Here is a 16,810-nt window from a genome sequence, read left to right on the forward strand (position 1 = left end):
TATTCGCTGGGTGTTCAGCGATATCGACGGGGCCGCTTGCCGAAATTCATCGGTGCGAGCGGGGTTGTGTCCCGGATCACGAACGCCGGCGCCGACCTCGCGGTGTGCGAGGTCGGCGCCGGGTGGTCCGGTTGCGGCGAAACCTGGTGTCGACCAGCGGGATCCGAATGATCAGGCGTTGACGACGGCGCGCTGGGAGTCCTGCCGATCCGCGACGGTGTGCTCGCGGATCAGCAGCGCACCCGTGGTGGCGACCAGCGCGGCGGTGAGGCCGTGGATGCCGAAGGCGGCGGCGGTGGATCCGCCCCAGCTGAGGACGGTGAGCATGTCACCGGTCGGGACCAGCGCGATCACCAGGGTCACGATGCCGAGGGCGTAGCGCTGTTTGGTGGCGAGCAGCACCAGGATGATCAGCGCGGAGACGACGTCGCGGACGCCCTTGAGGTTCATGAACGCGACCGCATCGCCCGACGGCCATTCCGGCAGGCCGAACCCGGTGGCGATGGTTTCCGGGGTGACCAGGTAGCTGATACCGATGTAGAGGATGAAGGCCGCGCCGATGAGGGAAAGGGCGGTGGCGATGCGCGAGATGGTCATGGTGTGCTCCTCGTACTTGCTGCTCTGATATCTAGCGGCGCTAGGTTCGAGAGCAACGATAGCGGAGCTTTGTTAGCTTGTCTAGCGCTGCTAGAATTTCTGTCATGACCACGCAGAACCGCAAAGAACGCGAACGCGCCGAACGCCATCAGCGGATCATCGACACCGCCCGCGAGCTCGCGGAAACGTCGGGCTGGGAGGCGGTGACCGTGCGCCGCCTCGCCGAGAAGATCGAATACAGCCAGCCGGTGCTCTACAGCCACTTCGCGGGCAAGGCGGCGATCGTCTCCGCCGTCGCGGAGGAAGGTATCGCCGATCTGACCGCACGACTGCGTGAGCGGCGGGCCCACGTGAAGACCCCGGTCGAGGCGCTCGAAGCCATGGTGCGCGGCTACCTGGACTTCGCGATCGAGAACCCGGCCCGCTACGACGCGATGTTCGTACTCAACACCGAACTCACCTTCGGCAACGATGCCCCGCAGGTGCTGCGCGACGCGTTCGGCGAGATCCAGAGCGCCTACGCGCCGTTCGCGGGCGAGTTCGATCTGCAGGCGGGGACCGAGGTGGTCTGGAGCACACTGCACGGCATCGCCACCCTGGATCGCAGCGGTCGGCTGGTCGACGAGTTGCGCGAAGAGCGCATCCGGGTACTGCTCGGCCAATGGACCCATCAGGGCGCGAATGGGTGACCGATACCTCTGACGGCTGACGGCACGGCCCGGGTCGGCGCGGCAGAATCGAGGTATGCCTGATGTCGTCGTCGTCGGTTCCGGTCCCAATGGTCTCGCCGCGGCGGTGATCCTGGCCCGTGCCGGTCTCGACGTCGAGGTGTACGAGGCGGAGCACACCGCGGGCGGTGGTTGCCGCACGGCGGAACTGACGCTGCCCGGATACCGGCACGACGTATGTGCCGGTGCGCATCCGATGGCATTGGCATCACCGTTCTTTCGCGCCTTCGACTTGGCGGCGCACGGTGTCGAGTTGCTCGCGCCCGAGGTGTCCTACGCGCATCCACTCGACGGCGGTACGGCCGCGGTGGCGTGGCGCGATCTCGACCGCACCGCCACGGATCTCGGCCGTGACGGCGCCGCGTGGCGGTCGCTGTTCGGGCCGCTGGTTCGGCATTGGCGGGAGGTGGTCGATCTCGCGATGTCGGATCTGCGCCGCCCACCCGCCGATCCGCTGACCGGATTGCGTTTCGGGCTGCGGGTGCTCGAGCAGGGATCACCCCTGTGGAATATCCGATTTCGGGAGCAGGCGGCCCCGGCACTGCTGACCGGCGTCGCCACGCACGCGATCACGCCGCCGCGCGCCATCCCCGCGGCCGGAGCGGGCATGCTGCTCGCCACGCTCGCCCACGCCGGTGGCTGGGTGCTGCCCCGCGGCGGGAGTCAGGCCATAGCGGACGCGCTGATCGCCGAACTCGAACGCCTCGGCGGCAAGATCGTCATTGGGCACCGGGTCGATTCGCTCGACGAATTCGGCGGCGCGCGTGCAGTTGTGCTGGACACCGCGCCCGCCGAACTGCTGCGTCTGGCGGGCGACCGGCTGCCGGATCGCTACGCAAAGGGTTTGCGGCGCTTCCGTTATGGCGGCGCGGCCTGCAAGGTCGACTTCGCGCTCACCGGACCGGTGCCATGGCAGGCGCCCGGATGCGAACTCGCCGGAACGCTGCACCTGGTCGGCACCCGCGCCGAGGCGATGACCGCCGAAAAGGCCATCGCCGCAGGACAACACGCGGACCGTCCGTACGTGCTCGCCATCCAGCCCGGTGTGGTCGACCCGACCAGGGCGCCCGCGGGTGGTCACACGCTGTACACCTACGCGCATGTCCCGAACGGCTCGACCCGCGATATCAGCGCCGCCGTCATCGCCCAGGTGGAACGTTTCGCCCCGGGCTTCACCGACCTGATCCTGGCGAAGAATGTCGTCACCGGCGCCGAAATGCCCACCCATAATGCCAACTACATCGGCGGCGATATCTCCGCGGGCGCGATGACTCTGCGCCAGTTCGCGTTCCGCCCCGTTCCGCGCTGGAACCCTTACGCCACACCGCTACCCGGCGTCTACCTCTGCTCCGCCTCGACCCCGCCCGGTCCGGGTGTCCACGGCATGTCGGGCCTGCACACCGCCCGCCGCGTGCTGCGCCGGGAGTTCGGAATCCATACCGACCCACTCGACCTGTTGCGCACAGCCCATCCCGCCTAACCCGACCGCACGGTCTGCGGGTCAGACGGTCTGCCTGCGGTAGAGATCCGGTTCCAGATACATCACTCGCGCGGCCGGCACGGCCGCCCGGACCCTGGCCTCCGCGTCGTCGATGGCCGCCGCGATATCCGCGATATCCAACTCGGGCACGATCGAGATCTTGGCCGCGACCAGGATCTCCTCGGGACCGAGGTACTGGGTCTTGAGGTGGATCACCCGGTCGATGCGCGTGCCGTCGACCAGGTTGGCGCGGATCGCCCTGTCCTCTTCCGGCGTCGCGCCCTCACCGATCAGCAGGCTCTGCATCTCCACGATCAGGATCAGCGCGATGATGCCGAGCAGTGCGCCGATGGCCAGCGTGCCGATGCCATCCCAGACCGGATCATCGGTGATCATGGTCAGTCCGACCGCGGCGAATGCGAAGACCAGACCGATGAGTGCGCCGGTGTCCTCGAGCAGCACCACCGGCAGTTCCGGACTGCGCGAATTGCGGATGAACCGCCACCAACTCGCATTTCCCTTGAGCGGGATGGATTCCCGCATCGCGGTGGCGAAGCTGTAACCCTCCAGGCAGATCGCGATGAACAGGATGACGATCGCGACGATCGGATTGCTCAGCTCCTCCGGATGCTGGATCTTGTGGATGCCCTCGTAGATGGCATAGATCGAGCCGAGTGTGAACAGCACCAACGCCACGATGAACGAATAGAAGTAACGGTTGCGCCCGTACCCGAACGGATGCAGTTCATCGGCATCCTGTGCGGCGCGGCGCTGCCCGAGCAGCAGCAGACCCTGGTTGGCGGTGTCCGCGACCGAGTGCACCGCCTCGGCCAGCATCGATCCCGAACCGGTGATGAATGCGCCGACGAACTTCGCCGCCGCGATCCCCGCGTTCGCCGACAACGCGGCGAGAATCGCCTTCTTGCCACCACCAGCCGACATGTAAAGGGTCCTCCCGCTCGTATTGCCGATCTTGGCTAACTTAGCCTGTGGCCGGGCCGAGTCCGAATGCCGGATTCCGGCGCTCGCCGGATGATGGGGCGTTCGGGCAGTGCCGTCAGGCGGCTCCACCGACGCATGCGCAGAACAGCTGCGCATCGCCGTCTACGGCCTGTGCGCGAATCTCGCTGTCGGCAGCCGATATCCATGCCGCGGCACCGCGTTCCAATACCAGTGAGGTCCCGCCCTGCAGTAGCCGCACTCGCCCTGAGGTGCACAGCACGATTCCCGGCCCCGCAGACGTCAGTGGCACCTGCCCGGATCCGGCGGTCAGATCGAAGCGGCGCAGGGCGAACTCCGGCGCTGGTGTCCGGTACCGCACCGATCCGTCGCCCGCCGGTTCCGGCAGTACCACCGGCAGATCGATCGGTTCGAAATCCAGCACCCGCAACAGTTCCGGCACATCGACATGTTTGGGCGTCAGACCGCCGCGCAGCACATTGTCGGAGTTGGCCATGATCTCCACGCCGAGTCCACGCAGATATGCGTGCAGATTGCCGGCTGCGAGGAACAGGCCCTGTCCCGGCTCCAAGGTCAATCGGTTGAGCAGCAGCGCGGCCAGCACCCCGGCATCGCCCGGATAGGCCTCGGCGAGTTCGAGTGCGGTGCGCGCCTCGGCGGTGAACTCACGGCTGCCCTTGACCGATAGGTAGCGCACGCAGCCGTCGAGCACGTGGGGCAGCAGCGTGGCGAGCACATTCTGCGGCAGGGTGATCCAGGTCGTGAACAGGGTGCGCAGTCCGGCCGAATCGGGTTGGGCGGCAAGCAGGTCCGCATAGGAGCGCAGCCCGGGCACATCGAGTGCGCGCAGTAGGTCGACCGTGCGGTGCGGCTCCCGGAATCCGGCCAGCGCCTCGAACCGGTCCAGCGCAACCACCAGTTCCGGCTTGTGGTTCTCGTCGCGGTAGTTGCGCATGGGCGAATCCAGCGGCACCCGCGCGCGGTTCTCCCGCTCGAATCCGGTATGTGCCTGCGCCGAACTCGGATGCGCCTGCAGCGACAGCGGTTCCTCGGCGGCGAGGATCTTCAACAGGAACGGCAGCCGCCCGCCGAATTCCGGTGCGGCGGAGCCGAGTTCGCGCTCCGGATCGGCCGCGACCAACTCCAGCAGGGAGCGGGTGCTGTCCTCGATGCGGACATGCGCCGGATCGGCGGGATGGGCACCGAACCACAGCTCCGCCTCCGGATGTGCGGAGGGGACCGGTCGGCCGCACAACTGAGCGAGTGCGGTGCGTGAACCCCAGGCATAGGAACGCAGCGCACCAACGAGTTCGTGCACTAGTAGCGTCCCCCGTCGAGCTGTTCCGTGGTCGGGTTCGCACCGCCGCGGGATCCGATCAGCCGCAGATAGGCCGCGGCCATCTCCAGGCGCAGCGCGAGCACCGCGAGTTGTTCGAGTTCGCTGGCGTGGGCGAGGCTGCCGGGTACCGGAACGCCCGATTCATCCACCCTGGCCTGCACGGGCACCGCGGGATCGGCAAGTGAGGAATGCAGCAGCTCCACGTCCGCGCTCACCAGATCGGCATCGACCAGACCCGATCCGGCCCCGCCGAAGACGGCCAGCCTACGGCGCGCCGCCGACTGATCCAGGTCCGCGCTGAGCACGAAGACGCGGATGCGCTCCACCGGCACCGGACCGTCCAGCTCCGTGTCGTGGAACAGCGGATCGAAGTTGGGCGCGGATTGCCCGGCGGCCTCGACCATGCGTCGGTTGGCGGCGACGGCCTCGGCCAGATCCACCGCGCTGGCCACCCGACCCGCGGACTGCAACAGCACCTCGGCCCCGTGCTCGGCCAGCTCGCTGGCGGCGGGGGAGTCCCCGGCCAATACGATGCCGCGCTCGTGCATGCGCGCTGCCAGCGTCTTGGCCGGATTGTGGAAGACCTCGTTATGCGGACCATCGCGCAACGCCTCGGCGTCGAGCACATCGGCCAGTTCGGTCAGATCGGGTACGGCGGCACCCGAACGGGCCGGATCGACGATGCGCAGCACCGCGATACAGGCCGAGAGGAAGCGCAGCAGGCGGTTGTGGTCCAGGACCGGAATTCGTGGCTCCAGCAGCGATGTGCGCCCGGCCGCCGCGGCACGGAGCGGTCCCTCGTGCGGAGCGGCGACCACGACTTCGGCGCCCCGGCGCTGCGCTCGGTCGACCGCGTCGATCAGCCGGGGATCACCGGCGTCGTCGCCCGCGACGAGCACCACATCCAACGGCCCCACCCACGGCGGTAGGGCGGAGACGGGCACCACGGGTAGGCCCGCGCGATCTCCGAGCGCGGCGACGATCAGGCTGGCGGCGCGTGCGGCCCGGCCCGCGCCGGAGACCAGCACCACGCTGCGTGGTCGTAGATCGGCGAGGCGCGCGAGCGCGTCCTCAGCCACGGCCGCCGCGGTCGCGCGTACCTGCGCGCCGCCGGATGCGGCGGAGCGCAGGGCGCCGCCGACATCGGCCGCCTCGAGTGAAGCGGCATCGTCGAGGTCGAGCACCGGTGTTCCAGCGATCATCGGGCGTCCCACCTCCCCTCATCGCGCTGTGTGCGGTCCCGCCCTGCTCCCACCCGGGCTGTCGACTCTGAAATATCGACTCGGGCGCCCGGGTCGGGCGAATCCAACGTCTGTGATTCCACTATTCCAGTCAGGAGCGGACGATGCTCAGGATCTCAGTTACAAGTGCGTCTACATCCTCCATCGACCGGGCCTCCACGTTCAGCCGCAGCAACGGTTCGGTATTCGACGCGCGCAGATTGAACCAGGCGTCATCGGTGAGCTGAACAGTGACCCCGTCCAACCGGTCCACCGATATGGCCCGATCCCCGAATGCCTCCACTACAGCCATCGTCCGCTCCTTTGCGTCCGGCACCGTCGAGTTGATCTCTCCGGACGCCGCATACGTTTCGTACGACGACATGAGCTCCGAGATCGGACGATCCTTCTCGCCGAGCGCGGCCAGCACGTGCAATGCCGCGAGCATGCCGGAATCAGCGCCCCAGAAATCGCGGAAGTAGTAGTGCGCGGAGTGCTCGCCGCCGAATACCGCGCCGGTGGTCGCCATCTCCTGCTTGATGAACGAGTGGCCGACCCGGGTGCGCACCGGGGTGCCGCCGAGCTCGTGCACGAGTTCGGGGACCGCGTGCGAGGTGATGAGGTTGTGGATGATGACCGCGCCCGGCTCCTTGGCCAGTTCCCGCTCGGCGACCAGTGCGGTGATCGCCGATGGCGAAATCGGGTCACCGTTCTCGTCGACCACGAAGCAGCGGTCGGCGTCGCCGTCGAAGGCCAGGCCGATATCGGCGCCGGACTTGCGGACCAGATCCTGCAGATCGACCAGATTCTTCGGATCGAGCGGATTGGCTTCATGATTGGGGAACGAGCCGTCCAACTCGAAGTAGAGCGGCACCACGGTCAGCTGCGCCACGGTGCCGAGCACCTCGGGCACCGTGTGCCCGCCCATGCCGTTGCCCGCGTCCACTGCGACGGTGAGCGGGCGGATGCCGTCGAGATCGACCAGCCCGCGCAGGAACTTCGCGTAGTCGGTCAGCAGATCGAGTTTCGTGGCGCTGCCCGGCGTTCCGTCGTAAGCGGGGACGCCATTGATCACTTCGTCCTTGATGGTCGCCAGGCCGGTGTCCTGGCCGACCGGAAGCGCCTTCGCGCGGCACAGCTTGATGCCGTTGTAGCGGGCCGGGTTGTGGCTGGCGGTGAACATCGCGCCCGGACAGTCCAGATGACCGGAGGCGAAGTACAGCTGATCGGTCGAGGCGAGTCCGATGTGCACGACATCGAGTCCCTGTCCGAGCACACCGTCGGCGAAGGCGACGGCCAGTTCCGGTGAGGATTCACGCATATCGTGTCCGATGACGACGCGGGTCGCGCCCTCGGCGCGCATCAATCGCGCGAACGCGGCACCGACATCCTTGACGAATTCTCCGTCGATTTGGTCACCGACGACACCGCGAACGTCGTAAGCCTTGATCACCGCGTTCACGAATTCGGCAGAGCGGGCCACTGTCATGGTGACCACACTAGTGGCTCCCACCGACGCCGCTGACACGGTCCCGCCCGACCTCAGTTGGGCGGGTCCGGCAGAACTCGAAGGTGTCCGCGGCGACCGGTGCGGGTGGCGCGGGGCGTGGGCGGGGCGTAGTCGGAGTAGCCACGCCGGTCGTGCTCCGGGGGACGGCGGCGCAATCCGGCCTCTCGCACCGCTTCGGCCAATGCCGTCAGATCGTCGTCATCCGGTGTGCTGGAAGAGAATCCGCCCTCATGGCGAACCATCTCCCACCCCTTCGGTGCGGTGATGCGGGAAGCATGCGTTTCACACAGATCCCAAGAATGCGGTTCGGCCACCGTTGCCAGTGGCCCGACGACCGCGGTCGAGTCGGAGTACACGTAGGTGAGCGTCGCAACAGCGGGATTCTTGCAACCTGGTCGGCAGCAACGACGCATGGGGATCACGCCGATGAGAGTAACCCCCTTGACGCCGCGATGTGCTCAGACACGCTGAGGATTCGGCGTTTTCGGGCGCGAGTTCACCCGCGCCCACTCATGCCTGCGCTTCGCTGACGCTAGGCTGCGGCACGAGCGAGTGCCCGGCTGTGTCTTCGGTTCGCTCGCTGCGCTCGCTCAGGCGCCTTCGGGATCGATGAGGTCCGGATCGACGCCGAGATAGGTGGCGATCTGCTGTACCAGCACCTCGCGCAAGAGATCGACGAGATCGTCCGGATCGCCGGCGCGGAGTTCGAGTGGCTTGCGGAACAACACGACTCGAGCACGGGTGGCAACGCCGTGCCGGTCGACACCGGCCGGTATCAGCCGCGACAGCGGCACCGGTCCGTCGGCGACCACCTCATCCGGCCAGGTAACCGAATCCGGGTGCAGCGGACGGATTTTCGGCACATCATCGACCGCGATATCGAGTTTGGTCAGTCGATCGTGCCACCGGGTGTCCAGTGGTGCGAACGCCTCCAGGACCAGCCGGTCGAACTGCTGCCCGCGGGTGCGCCACGCTGGCACGGTCGGGGGGAGCATCGGCCCGCGCACCCCGCGCCCGCGACGGATCACCGAACGTGCGGTCGGTGGACGACGGTTACGTGAACGGGCCATATCTAAAACTTAGTCAGCCCGCCTCCGCGATGCGCATCGAGGCGGGCTCATCCGCCTCCCTGAGCCTTCGGCCGACGAGTGAGTGCCTCGTCAGCCGCGCTGCGGACCGGCGGTCGATCGCGGTTCGACTTCTGGGCGTGCCCCAGGAGTTACCCATGTGCTCACGAAATCAGTTGGCACCTGCGCGACGGGTAATCCTGGGGGCCCAGAGTCTGCTAGCCGATGCCGCGCTTCAGGCGGCGCCGCTCCCGCTCGGAGAGGCCGCCCCAGATGCCGAAGCGTTCATCGTGTGCGAGTGCGTATTCCAGGCACTCGTCGCGTACCTCGCAGCCCATGCAGATCCGTTTGGCCTCACGGGTCGAGCCGCCCTTCTCGGGGAAGAACGCCTCCGGATCGGTCTGTGCGCACAGGGCACGTTCCTGCCACTGCTCCTCGATCGATTCGAACATCTCATCGAAGCCCGTCACGACCAAGCTGAGCCGGGGTGCGGTCACTCCGTCGGTCATCTCAGGCCCGATCCGGTCCGCTTCGATCCGACCGATCTCTGCGCAGACGCCACGTGCTGCGCCTGCTGTGGAATCGGTTTGCGATACGCCGCCCGGCATGCCCGAAGGGGCCAGCTCATTGGCCATCGCTCCGCCTCCTCACTGTGTGTTAGCGCAGATTGATTCTTTCCGTCGGACCAACACGCACACCGACGGCCGTACCCCGCGACGTTGTCCCGCGGACATCCCCGAGCTTGCCACTCCGGTGCGAACATGTGTTCGAAAAGCTGTCCGCGCGTTGAACTCTCGCGCGAACCCGAAATGACATGACTGTGATTAGACACGCCGGACGTGTCGATGGTCAAGCCGCCGTCGCAATTCCGTTACTATCCGCAACCGCATTCCATAGCTGATCTTGAACGTGGAATAGCAAATGACCGGCAAATATGGGATGAACCGGTGCTGCTCCGCTAGCGCATAGGCTGTGTCGATGTGACTCCACAACAAGCGGACACCGCACCCGCCAGTGGGCCGAAGATCGCCGTCCTGGTGGGCGGGGTCGGCGGCGCGCGCTTCCTTCAGGGCGTCCGGGAACTACTGCCCGATGCGGACGTTTCCGCCATCGTCAATGTCGGTGACGACGTCTGGATGCACGGCCTCCGGATCTGCCCCGACCTCGATACCTGCATGTACACCCTCGGTGGTGGGATCGACACCGAACGCGGCTGGGGCCGGGTCGCGGAAACCTGGCATGCCAAGGAAGAACTGGCCAAATATCATGCCCAACCGGATTGGTTCGGTTTGGGGGATCGCGATATCGCCACGCACTTGGTTCGGACCGAAATGTTGCGTGCCGGGTATCCGCTCTCCGCGGTCACCGAGGCGTTGTGCAACCGGTGGCAACCGGGCGTAAAACTCATCCCGGCTACCGACGATCGCTGCGAAACGCACGTTGTCGTGAGTGACCCCGACAACCCTGGCGAACGCCGCGCGATCCATTTTCAAGAGTGGTGGGTTCGGTACCGCGCGGACATCGAGACGCACGGATTCGCCACAATTGGGGCCGATGACGCCAAACCGGCGCCAAATGTGACACAGATCATAGCCGAGGCCGATGCTGTGCTGCTGGCTCCGTCCAACCCGGTGGTGAGCATCGGCGCCATCCTCGCGGTACCCGGTATTCGCGGCGCACTGCGCACCACCGAGGCCAAGGTGATCGGCATCTCCGGCGTGATCGACGGAAAGCCGTTGCGCGGCATGGCCGATGAATGCCTCTCGGTGATCGGTGTCGAGACCACCGCCGCGGCGATCGGGCGCTACTATGGCGCGCGCTCGGCCACCGGCATTCTGGACGGGTGGCTGATCCACACCACCGATTCCGCGGATGTGCCCGGTGTAGAGGTGCGCAGCGTGCCATTGCTGATGACCGATCCGCCGACCACTGCTGAAATGGTCCGGGAGGCGTTGGACCTGGCGGGAGTCAAGCCGTGAGTCAGAGAGGTGACGGTATGACCGAGCGGACCGTCGATGCGACCGGACCGGTCGACCACGCGGCGGGGGAGTTGCGCATCCTGCCGATTACCGGACTGCCGGAGTTCCGGCCGGGTGCTGACATCGGCGAGGACATCGCCGCCTGCGCGCCGTGGCTCGCCGATGGCGACATCCTTGTCGTCACCAGCAAAATCGTCGCCAAGGCCGAGGGGCGGATCGTCGAGGCGCCGCGGGATCCGGAGGAGCGCGACGCCGCCCGCCGCGCCCTGGTCGAACAGGAAGCGGTTCGCGTGCTCGCGCGCAAGGGCCGCACGCTGATCACCGAGAACAAACTCGGCATCGTGCAGGCCGCCTCCGGGGTGGACGGATCCAATGTCGAGCAGGGTGAACTCGTGCTGTTGCCTGCCGATCCGGACGCGAGTGCGAAGGCGCTGCGGACCGCGCTGTGGGAGCGGCTCGGTGTGGACGTCGCGGTGGTCATCACCGACACCATGGGCCGGGCCTGGCGCAACGGCCAGATCGATACCGCCATCGGCGCATCGGGTCTGCGGGTGCTGCACGACTATGCGGGCGCGGTCGACGGGCAGGGCAATGAACTGCACGTCACCCAGGTCGCGGTGGCCGACGAATTGGCCGCTGCCGCCGATCTGGTGAAGGGAAAGCTCGGCGGCGTCCCGGTGGCGGTGGTGCGCGGGCTGCCGGTCATCGACGACGGATCCGGTGCGGCGGACCTGTTGCGCGGCGGCACCGATGACCTGTTCTGGCTCGGCACCGCCGAGGCGATCGAGCAGGGGCGCGCCGAGGCGCTGCTGCTGCGTCGTTCGATCCGCCAATTCGCCGACGCACCGGTCGATTCCGAACGCATCCGCGCCGCCGTCGCGAAGGCGCTCACCGCACCCGCGCCGCACCACACCCGCCCGGTCCGCTTCGTCTGGGTCCGCAAGCCCGGGCTGCGCACCCAATTGCTGGCGGCCATGGCCGAGCAGTGGCGGGCCGATCTGACCGCCGACGGGCTCGACCCGGAGCGGGTGGAACGCCGAATCGCCCGCGGCCGAATCCTTTTCGACGCACCCGAGGTGATCATCCCGTTCTGCGTGCCCGACGGTGCGCACGACTATCCAGATGAGCGGCGCCGCGCTAACGAGCGGACCATGTTCACCGTCGCGGTGGGCGCGGCCGTGCAGGGTCTGCTGGTCGCGCTGGCCACCGAGGGCATCGGCAGCTGCTGGATCGGCTCGACCATCTTCGCCCCGGAAATCACCCGCGACGTGCTCGGCCTAGCCGACGACTGGAATCCCCTCGGCGCCATCGCCATCGGTCATCCTCTGGAGGAACTGACCCCCCGCCCGGTCTTCGGCCCCGGCCCCGGCTTGGTCGAGCTGTGAGTCGGTGCGAATCCGTGCATGCGGTGAGATCGACCGCGCATCGGTGGAATCGGGCGTGCGCCGAGGTCGGAGTGGACACGTGAGCGCCAGTTCGCTGCACGCCTCCGCGACGGCGCTGCTCGAATCGTGGCGGCCGCCGACGGATTCGGATGCATCGCTACGGGAGGCGATGCTGGCGTTCCTCGGGTCCGCACCGCGCGGATGTCTGCGTGAGCACGCACCCGGACACATCACGGCCTCGGCTGTGGTCCTCTCGCACGACGAGCGCGAGGTGCTGCTGACGCTGCATCCACGGGTCGGTCGGTGGATCCAACTCGGCGGGCACTGTGAGGAAGGGGATGAGACGGTGGCCGCCGCCGCGCTGCGCGAGGCGACCGAGGAGTCCGGGATAACGGGCCTGCGCATGGATCCGGAGCTGTACGGCGCGCAAGCGCATCCGATCACCTGTTCGCTCGGCGCCCCGACCAGGCACCTCGACCTGCTGTTCCGCATTGTGGCCCCGGCCGGTGCGGTCCCGATCCGCAGCCACGAATCCACCGACCTGCGCTGGTGGCCGGTCGGCGCACTGCCCGATAGCGCCGACGTCCTGCTTCGCTGATCGGCGAAACCTCCATAGACACAGCGCACGATCGCCGCGTTGTCCCGCATTCGACGGGATGACGCGGCGATCGTCGTATTCGGGCGTGCCGCGCTGCCGCGGTGTCCGATTTGCCGTTTCCGCCATTCTTTACAAATCGGTCGATTTGTCTAGACGCGAGACAAGATGATCTCTATTGTCAACTTTAGTGGTACTGCACATCACATGTGATGTGCCGCTCGATGAGGAGACAACGATGTCCACTGAAACTCATGCTTCCGGCCCTCGGGTCGAGGCGACGGACTGGCGCGACCGCAAGCGATACCTGTGGCTGTGGGGGCTTTTCGCGCCGACCGGCCTTTTCACCATCGCCCTGCCGTTGGTCTGGGCGTTCAACGAATTCGGTTGGCACAAGCTGGCTCAGGTGCCGTTCTGGCTCGGCCCGGTGCTGGTCTATGTGGTCATCCCGCTGGCCGACATCTTCTTCGGCCCGGATGGCGACAACCCGCCCGACGAGGTGATGGAGTACCTGGAGAACGACAAGTACTACCGCTACCTCACCTACCTCTACCTGCCGTTCCAGTACGCGACGCTGATCATGGGCAGCTACCTGATCACGGCGGACAACCTGAGCTGGCTCGGCATCGATGGCGGACTGCATATCGTCGACAAGATCGGCCTGGCGATCACCATCGGCATGATCGGCGGTATCGGCATCAATACCGCGCACGAACTCGGCCATAAGAAGGTCGACCTGGAGCGCTGGCTGTCGCGGATCGCATTGGCCCAGTCCTGCTACGGCCACTTCTATATCGAGCACAACCGCGGCCACCATGTGCGTGTCGCGACGCCGGAGGATCCGGCGAGTTCCCGGGTGGGCGAATCGTTCTGGGCCTTCTGGCCGCGCACGGTACGGGGCAGCCTGACCTCGTCGTGGCGCTTGGAGCGGACCCGGCTCGAGCGCCTGGGCAAGAAGCCGTTGACTCTGCGGAACGAAGTGCTCAGCGCCTGGCTGATGTCGGCGGCGCTGTTTGCCGTGCTGCTCGCGGTGTTCGGAATCGGCCTGCTGCCATACCTGATCCTGCAGGCGGTCGTCGGCTTCAGCCTGCTGGAAGCGGTCAACTACCTGGAGCACTACGGCCTGGTCCGCCAGCGCACCGTATCCGGCCGGTACGAGCGGCCCGCCCCGGTGCACAGCTGGAACAGCGACCACATCGTCACCAACATCTTCCTGTACCACCTGCAGCGGCACAGCGATCATCACGCGTACCCGACCCGGCGCTACCAGACGCTGCGCAGTTGGGACGGTGCGCCGAATCTGCCGAGCGGCTACGCCAGCATGATCCTGCTCGCGTACTTCCCGCCGCTGTGGCGGCGGGTGATGGACAAGCGGGTGCTGGCCCACTACGGCGGCGACATCACCCGCGCGAACATCCATCCGGCCAAGCGGGACAAGGTGATCGCGCGCTATGGCAGCGCGGGGGCGCAGTCATGAGCGAGCGTAGCGAGCGAGCAATGGACGCAGCCGCTTATGCGGTCATGACGGAGCTGAGCGCCAGCGAGGCGCAGTCATGAGCGCATTTCGTTGTCCTGTTTGCGATTACGTCTACGACGAGATGAAAGGTGCACCGCACGAAGGGTTTCCGGCGGGCACGCCGTGGGAAACCGTTCCCGACGACTGGTGCTGCCCCGATTGTGGTGTGCGCGAGAAGATCGACTTCGAACCTTTGGGAGTCCCGAAATGAGTGAATACAAGCTGTTCCAGTGCATCCAGTGTGGCTTCGAGTACGACGAGGCGCAGGGCTGGCCGGAGGATGGGATCGAGCCGGGCACCCGTTGGGACGATATTCCGGACGACTGGACCTGTCCGGACTGCGGCGCGGCCAAGGCCGACTTCTACATGGTCGAAATCGAACGGTCGTGAATTTTGACTGCGGCAACCACCCGTGACAACCTCGCGGGTATGCCGCGCACCGGACCGAGGGTTTCCTATCAGGAGGCGGCGCGGGAACTCCTGCGCACCTCTGTCCTGGATTCGATGCGCGAGCTGCTGACCGAGCGGGACTGGTCGAAGATCACCCTGGGGGATGTGGCCACCCGGGCCGGAGTAAGCAGGCAGACCCTTTACAACGAATTCGGTTCGCGCGCCGGGCTGGCGCAGTCCTACGCGCTGCGCCTAGCCGACGATCTGGTCGATCATGTCGGCTCCGCGATCGACGGCAATATCGACGACGCGCGTGCCGCGTTCGAGGAGGGGCTGCGCGATTTCTTCCAGGCGGCCGCCGCCGACCCGCTGGTGCAGTCGCTGGTTGCCGGTGAGGTGAAGCTGGATCTGTTGCGGCTCATCACCCTTGATGCCGAGCCGTTGCTCGAACATGCCACCGCACGGCTGTCCATCGCATTCCAGCACAGCTGGGTGCAGGCGACGGCCACCGAATCCGATGTGCTGGCACAGGCTTTGGTGCGGATCGCGCTGAGCTATATCCCGACGCCACCCGCGCCCGGGCGCAATGCGCCCGCCGAATTGAGTGCGGTGTTCAGTCCCTACGTCGAGGCAATTCTGGCAATGCGAGAACGGCGTTGATCCCACCGATGGGAAGTTGACGGTTTGCGGCGAGTGTGCCGTGATCGTGTTCACATGTGAGGGTGCTTAAAAACCAACCGGCACGCACGTAACTGATGACACATTTCGGCGCCGACCTGCTGTGTAACACTCGTAAAGTCTGTATGTATTGTCATGCGTCGGAGTTAGGGTACTTACTTAGCGGGGCAAACGTGCAAACGGTTGGCAAACCGGCGGGGTCGCCCGACCCCAAACGCCATCTGTGGGTCCTCGGATTGATTGCTCCTGCGATCGCACTGTTGCCGTCGCAGCTGGTCTTGCGTACTGGTATCCCGGTCTTCTGGTGGATCGGGCCGATCATCGTGCTGACCGTCATCCCTGTGCTGGACTGGGTGGTTGGTGAGGACGGCACCAATCCGCGCGACGAGGACTACGAGCTGCTGTCCAACGACCGGTACTACCGGTGGTGCACCTATCTGTTCCTGCCGGTCCAGTTGGTCGGCCTACTCATCGCCACCTATATGTGGGCGGGCGACGACCTGGCCGTGATCGACAAGCTCGGGCTGGCAGCGACTCTCGGGTTCGTCAGCGGTATCGGCATCAATGCGGCGCATGAGCTCGGGCATCGGGTCGAACATCTGGAGCGCTGGTTGGCCAAGATCTCGCTCGCGCAGTCCGGATACGGACACTTTTTCGTCGAGCACAACCGCGGCCATCATGCGCGGGTGGCGACGCCGGAGGATCCGGCCAGCGCCAGGCTGGGTGAATCACTCTGGGAGTTCTTGCCGCGCAGCATTTCCGGTGGATACCGCTCCGCCATTCGGCTGGAACGTGAGCGCCTCAGCCGCAAGGGCAAACGCTGGTTCAGTGTGGATAACCACATCCTGCAGGCGTGGGCGATGAGCGTGGTGCTGTTCGGCGCGCTACTCGCAATCTTCGGCTGGCGCGTGCTGCCGTATCTGGCGCTACAGGCGTTGATCGGCGTCATGCTGCTGGAGACGGTGAACTACATCGAGCACTATGGATTGCTGCGGGCACGCCGACGCAATGGCCGCTATGTGCGCTGCTCACCGCGGGACAGCTGGAACAGCGACCATCTGGTCACCAACATCTTCCTTTTCCACCTGCAGCGGCACAGTGATCACCACGCGAATCCGGGGCGCCGGTACCAGACGCTGCGCAGTTCGATGCAGGCGCCGCAGCTGCCCGCCGGATACCTGTCCATGATCGTGTTCGCGGCCATCCCGCCGCTCTGGCGACGCGTCATGGATCACCGCGTGCTGGCCCATTACGGCGGCGACATCACCCAGGCCAATATCCAGCCGCGCAAGCGCCGTCGAATTCTGATGTCCTATGGCGTGACCGCCTAGTTCATCGGGGGCCACGCAGCGACTAGCCTTATCTC

The 16,810-nt window shown here is 66.4% G+C and carries 18 protein-coding genes; 10 read left to right on the forward strand and 8 right to left on the reverse strand.

Features of this window, described 5'->3' with window-relative positions; genetic code table 11:
• Positions 1 to 171: 171 nt before the first annotated feature.
• Positions 172 to 597, reverse strand: a complete 426-nt coding sequence (locus ACQP1G_RS08175) for a DUF4267 domain-containing protein (protein WP_433200300.1) — start codon at positions 595 to 597, stop codon at positions 172 to 174.
• A 104-nt stretch (positions 598 to 701) separates the two neighbouring features.
• Here ACQP1G_RS08175 and ACQP1G_RS08180 point away from each other — a divergent pair, with 104 nt between their 5' ends.
• Positions 702 to 1,286, forward strand: coding sequence for a TetR/AcrR family transcriptional regulator (locus ACQP1G_RS08180; RefSeq protein ID WP_433200303.1), 585 nt, complete (start codon positions 702 to 704; stop codon positions 1,284 to 1,286).
• A 55-nt stretch (positions 1,287 to 1,341) separates the two neighbouring features.
• Complete coding sequence (locus tag ACQP1G_RS08185; RefSeq protein ID WP_433200306.1) at positions 1,342 to 2,805, forward strand: phytoene desaturase family protein; 1,464 nt, start codon at positions 1,342 to 1,344, stop codon at positions 2,803 to 2,805.
• A gap of 21 nt (positions 2,806 to 2,826) precedes the next feature.
• On the opposite strand, the gene ACQP1G_RS08190 is transcribed toward ACQP1G_RS08185, so the two are convergent.
• The 7 genes from ACQP1G_RS08190 to ACQP1G_RS08220 all read right to left on the reverse strand — a co-directional run bounded on the left by ACQP1G_RS08190 (position 2,827) and on the right by ACQP1G_RS08220 (position 9,353).
• Positions 2,827 to 3,747, reverse strand: coding sequence for a cation diffusion facilitator family transporter (locus tag ACQP1G_RS08190; RefSeq protein ID WP_433200309.1), 921 nt, complete (start codon positions 3,745 to 3,747; stop codon positions 2,827 to 2,829).
• 115 nt (positions 3,748 to 3,862) lie between these two features.
• Positions 3,863 to 5,083, reverse strand: a complete 1,221-nt coding sequence (manA, locus tag ACQP1G_RS08195) for a mannose-6-phosphate isomerase, class I (RefSeq protein ID WP_433200312.1) — start codon at positions 5,081 to 5,083, stop codon at positions 3,863 to 3,865.
• Positions 5,083 to 6,306, reverse strand: a complete 1,224-nt coding sequence (locus tag ACQP1G_RS08200) for a tobH protein (protein WP_433200315.1) — start codon at positions 6,304 to 6,306, stop codon at positions 5,083 to 5,085. The genes manA and ACQP1G_RS08200 overlap by 1 nt, the downstream gene beginning before the upstream one ends.
• Positions 6,307 to 6,436: 130 nt before the next feature.
• Positions 6,437 to 7,807, reverse strand: a complete 1,371-nt coding sequence (locus ACQP1G_RS08205; RefSeq protein ID WP_433208285.1) for a phosphomannomutase/phosphoglucomutase — start codon at positions 7,805 to 7,807, stop codon at positions 6,437 to 6,439.
• A gap of 59 nt (positions 7,808 to 7,866) precedes the next feature.
• Complete coding sequence (locus ACQP1G_RS08210) at positions 7,867 to 8,247, reverse strand: DUF3499 domain-containing protein (RefSeq protein ID WP_433208288.1); 381 nt, start codon at positions 8,245 to 8,247, stop codon at positions 7,867 to 7,869.
• A gap of 177 nt (positions 8,248 to 8,424) precedes the next feature.
• Entirely contained in the window at positions 8,425 to 8,904 is a 480-nt protein-coding gene (locus ACQP1G_RS08215; RefSeq protein ID WP_330249994.1) for a metallopeptidase family protein, read from the reverse strand.
• Between the two features lie 215 nt (positions 8,905 to 9,119).
• The gene (locus ACQP1G_RS08220) at positions 9,120 to 9,353 is read right to left on the reverse strand and encodes a WhiB family transcriptional regulator (protein ID WP_029901515.1); all 234 of its coding nucleotides are present in this window, start codon (positions 9,351 to 9,353) and stop codon (positions 9,120 to 9,122) included.
• Between the two features lie 528 nt (positions 9,354 to 9,881).
• On the opposite strand from ACQP1G_RS08220, the gene cofD reads away from it, so the two are divergent.
• The 8 genes from cofD to ACQP1G_RS08260 all read left to right on the forward strand — a co-directional run bounded on the left by cofD (position 9,882) and on the right by ACQP1G_RS08260 (position 16,775).
• Positions 9,882 to 10,880, forward strand: a complete 999-nt coding sequence (cofD, locus tag ACQP1G_RS08225; protein WP_433200318.1) for a 2-phospho-L-lactate transferase — start codon at positions 9,882 to 9,884, stop codon at positions 10,878 to 10,880.
• 17 nt (positions 10,881 to 10,897) lie between these two features.
• Positions 10,898 to 12,265 carry a coenzyme F420-0:L-glutamate ligase gene (locus tag ACQP1G_RS08230; RefSeq protein ID WP_433200321.1) on the forward strand — a complete coding sequence of 456 codons (1,368 nt, stop codon included), beginning with the start codon at positions 10,898 to 10,900 and terminating at the stop codon, positions 12,263 to 12,265.
• A gap of 79 nt (positions 12,266 to 12,344) precedes the next feature.
• Complete coding sequence (locus ACQP1G_RS08235; RefSeq protein ID WP_433200324.1) at positions 12,345 to 12,863, forward strand: NUDIX hydrolase; 519 nt, start codon at positions 12,345 to 12,347, stop codon at positions 12,861 to 12,863.
• 235 nt (positions 12,864 to 13,098) lie between these two features.
• A complete protein-coding gene (locus tag ACQP1G_RS08240; RefSeq protein WP_433200327.1) occupies positions 13,099 to 14,337 on the forward strand; it encodes an alkane 1-monooxygenase in 1,239 nt (412 codons plus the stop codon).
• A gap of 76 nt (positions 14,338 to 14,413) precedes the next feature.
• The gene (locus ACQP1G_RS08245) at positions 14,414 to 14,587 is read left to right on the forward strand and encodes a rubredoxin (protein ID WP_433200330.1); all 174 of its coding nucleotides are present in this window, start codon (positions 14,414 to 14,416) and stop codon (positions 14,585 to 14,587) included.
• The gene (locus tag ACQP1G_RS08250) at positions 14,584 to 14,766 is read left to right on the forward strand and encodes a rubredoxin (protein ID WP_433200333.1); all 183 of its coding nucleotides are present in this window, start codon (positions 14,584 to 14,586) and stop codon (positions 14,764 to 14,766) included. Before ACQP1G_RS08245 ends, ACQP1G_RS08250 begins: the two co-directional genes overlap by 4 nt.
• Positions 14,767 to 14,805: 39 nt before the next feature.
• Positions 14,806 to 15,426, forward strand: a complete 621-nt coding sequence (locus tag ACQP1G_RS08255; RefSeq protein WP_433208291.1) for a TetR/AcrR family transcriptional regulator — start codon at positions 14,806 to 14,808, stop codon at positions 15,424 to 15,426.
• A gap of 143 nt (positions 15,427 to 15,569) precedes the next feature.
• Positions 15,570 to 16,775, forward strand: coding sequence for an alkane 1-monooxygenase (locus tag ACQP1G_RS08260; RefSeq protein WP_433200336.1), 1,206 nt, complete (start codon positions 15,570 to 15,572; stop codon positions 16,773 to 16,775).
• Positions 16,776 to 16,810: the final 35 nt, after the last annotated feature.

The organism is Nocardia sp. CA-107356 (genome assembly GCF_050946365.1).
In the GTDB taxonomy this organism is placed as follows: Bacteria; Actinomycetota; Actinomycetes; order Mycobacteriales; family Mycobacteriaceae; genus Nocardia.

What these genes read in the sequence shown, in the direction of transcription:
- ACQP1G_RS08175 (WP_433200300.1), bottom strand. Translation starts at nt 597, where the DNA reads ATGACCATCTCGCGCATCGCCACCGCCCTTTCCCTCATCGGCGCGGCC.
- ACQP1G_RS08180 (WP_433200303.1), top strand. Translation starts at nt 702, where the DNA reads ATGACCACGCAGAACCGCAAAGAACGCGAACGCGCCGAACGCCATCAG.
- ACQP1G_RS08185 (WP_433200306.1), top strand. Translation starts at nt 1,342, where the DNA reads ATGCCTGATGTCGTCGTCGTCGGTTCCGGTCCCAATGGTCTCGCCGCG.
- ACQP1G_RS08190 (WP_433200309.1), bottom strand. Translation starts at nt 3,747, where the DNA reads ATGTCGGCTGGTGGTGGCAAGAAGGCGATTCTCGCCGCGTTGTCGGCG.
- ACQP1G_RS08200 (WP_433200315.1), bottom strand. Translation starts at nt 6,306, where the DNA reads ATGATCGCTGGAACACCGGTGCTCGACCTCGACGATGCCGCTTCACTC.
- ACQP1G_RS08210 (WP_433208288.1), bottom strand. Translation starts at nt 8,247, where the DNA reads ATGCGTCGTTGCTGCCGACCAGGTTGCAAGAATCCCGCTGTTGCGACG.
- ACQP1G_RS08215 (WP_330249994.1), bottom strand. Translation starts at nt 8,904, where the DNA reads ATGGCCCGTTCACGTAACCGTCGTCCACCGACCGCACGTTCGGTGATC.
- ACQP1G_RS08220 (WP_029901515.1), bottom strand. Translation starts at nt 9,353, where the DNA reads ATGTTCGAATCGATCGAGGAGCAGTGGCAGGAACGTGCCCTGTGCGCA.
- ACQP1G_RS08230 (WP_433200321.1), top strand. Translation starts at nt 10,898, where the DNA reads ATGACCGAGCGGACCGTCGATGCGACCGGACCGGTCGACCACGCGGCG.
- ACQP1G_RS08240 (WP_433200327.1), top strand. Translation starts at nt 13,099, where the DNA reads ATGTCCACTGAAACTCATGCTTCCGGCCCTCGGGTCGAGGCGACGGAC.
- ACQP1G_RS08245 (WP_433200330.1), top strand. Translation starts at nt 14,414, where the DNA reads ATGAGCGCATTTCGTTGTCCTGTTTGCGATTACGTCTACGACGAGATG.
- ACQP1G_RS08250 (WP_433200333.1), top strand. Translation starts at nt 14,584, where the DNA reads ATGAGTGAATACAAGCTGTTCCAGTGCATCCAGTGTGGCTTCGAGTAC.
- ACQP1G_RS08255 (WP_433208291.1), top strand. Translation starts at nt 14,806, where the DNA reads ATGCCGCGCACCGGACCGAGGGTTTCCTATCAGGAGGCGGCGCGGGAA.
- ACQP1G_RS08260 (WP_433200336.1), top strand. Translation starts at nt 15,570, where the DNA reads ATGTATTGTCATGCGTCGGAGTTAGGGTACTTACTTAGCGGGGCAAAC.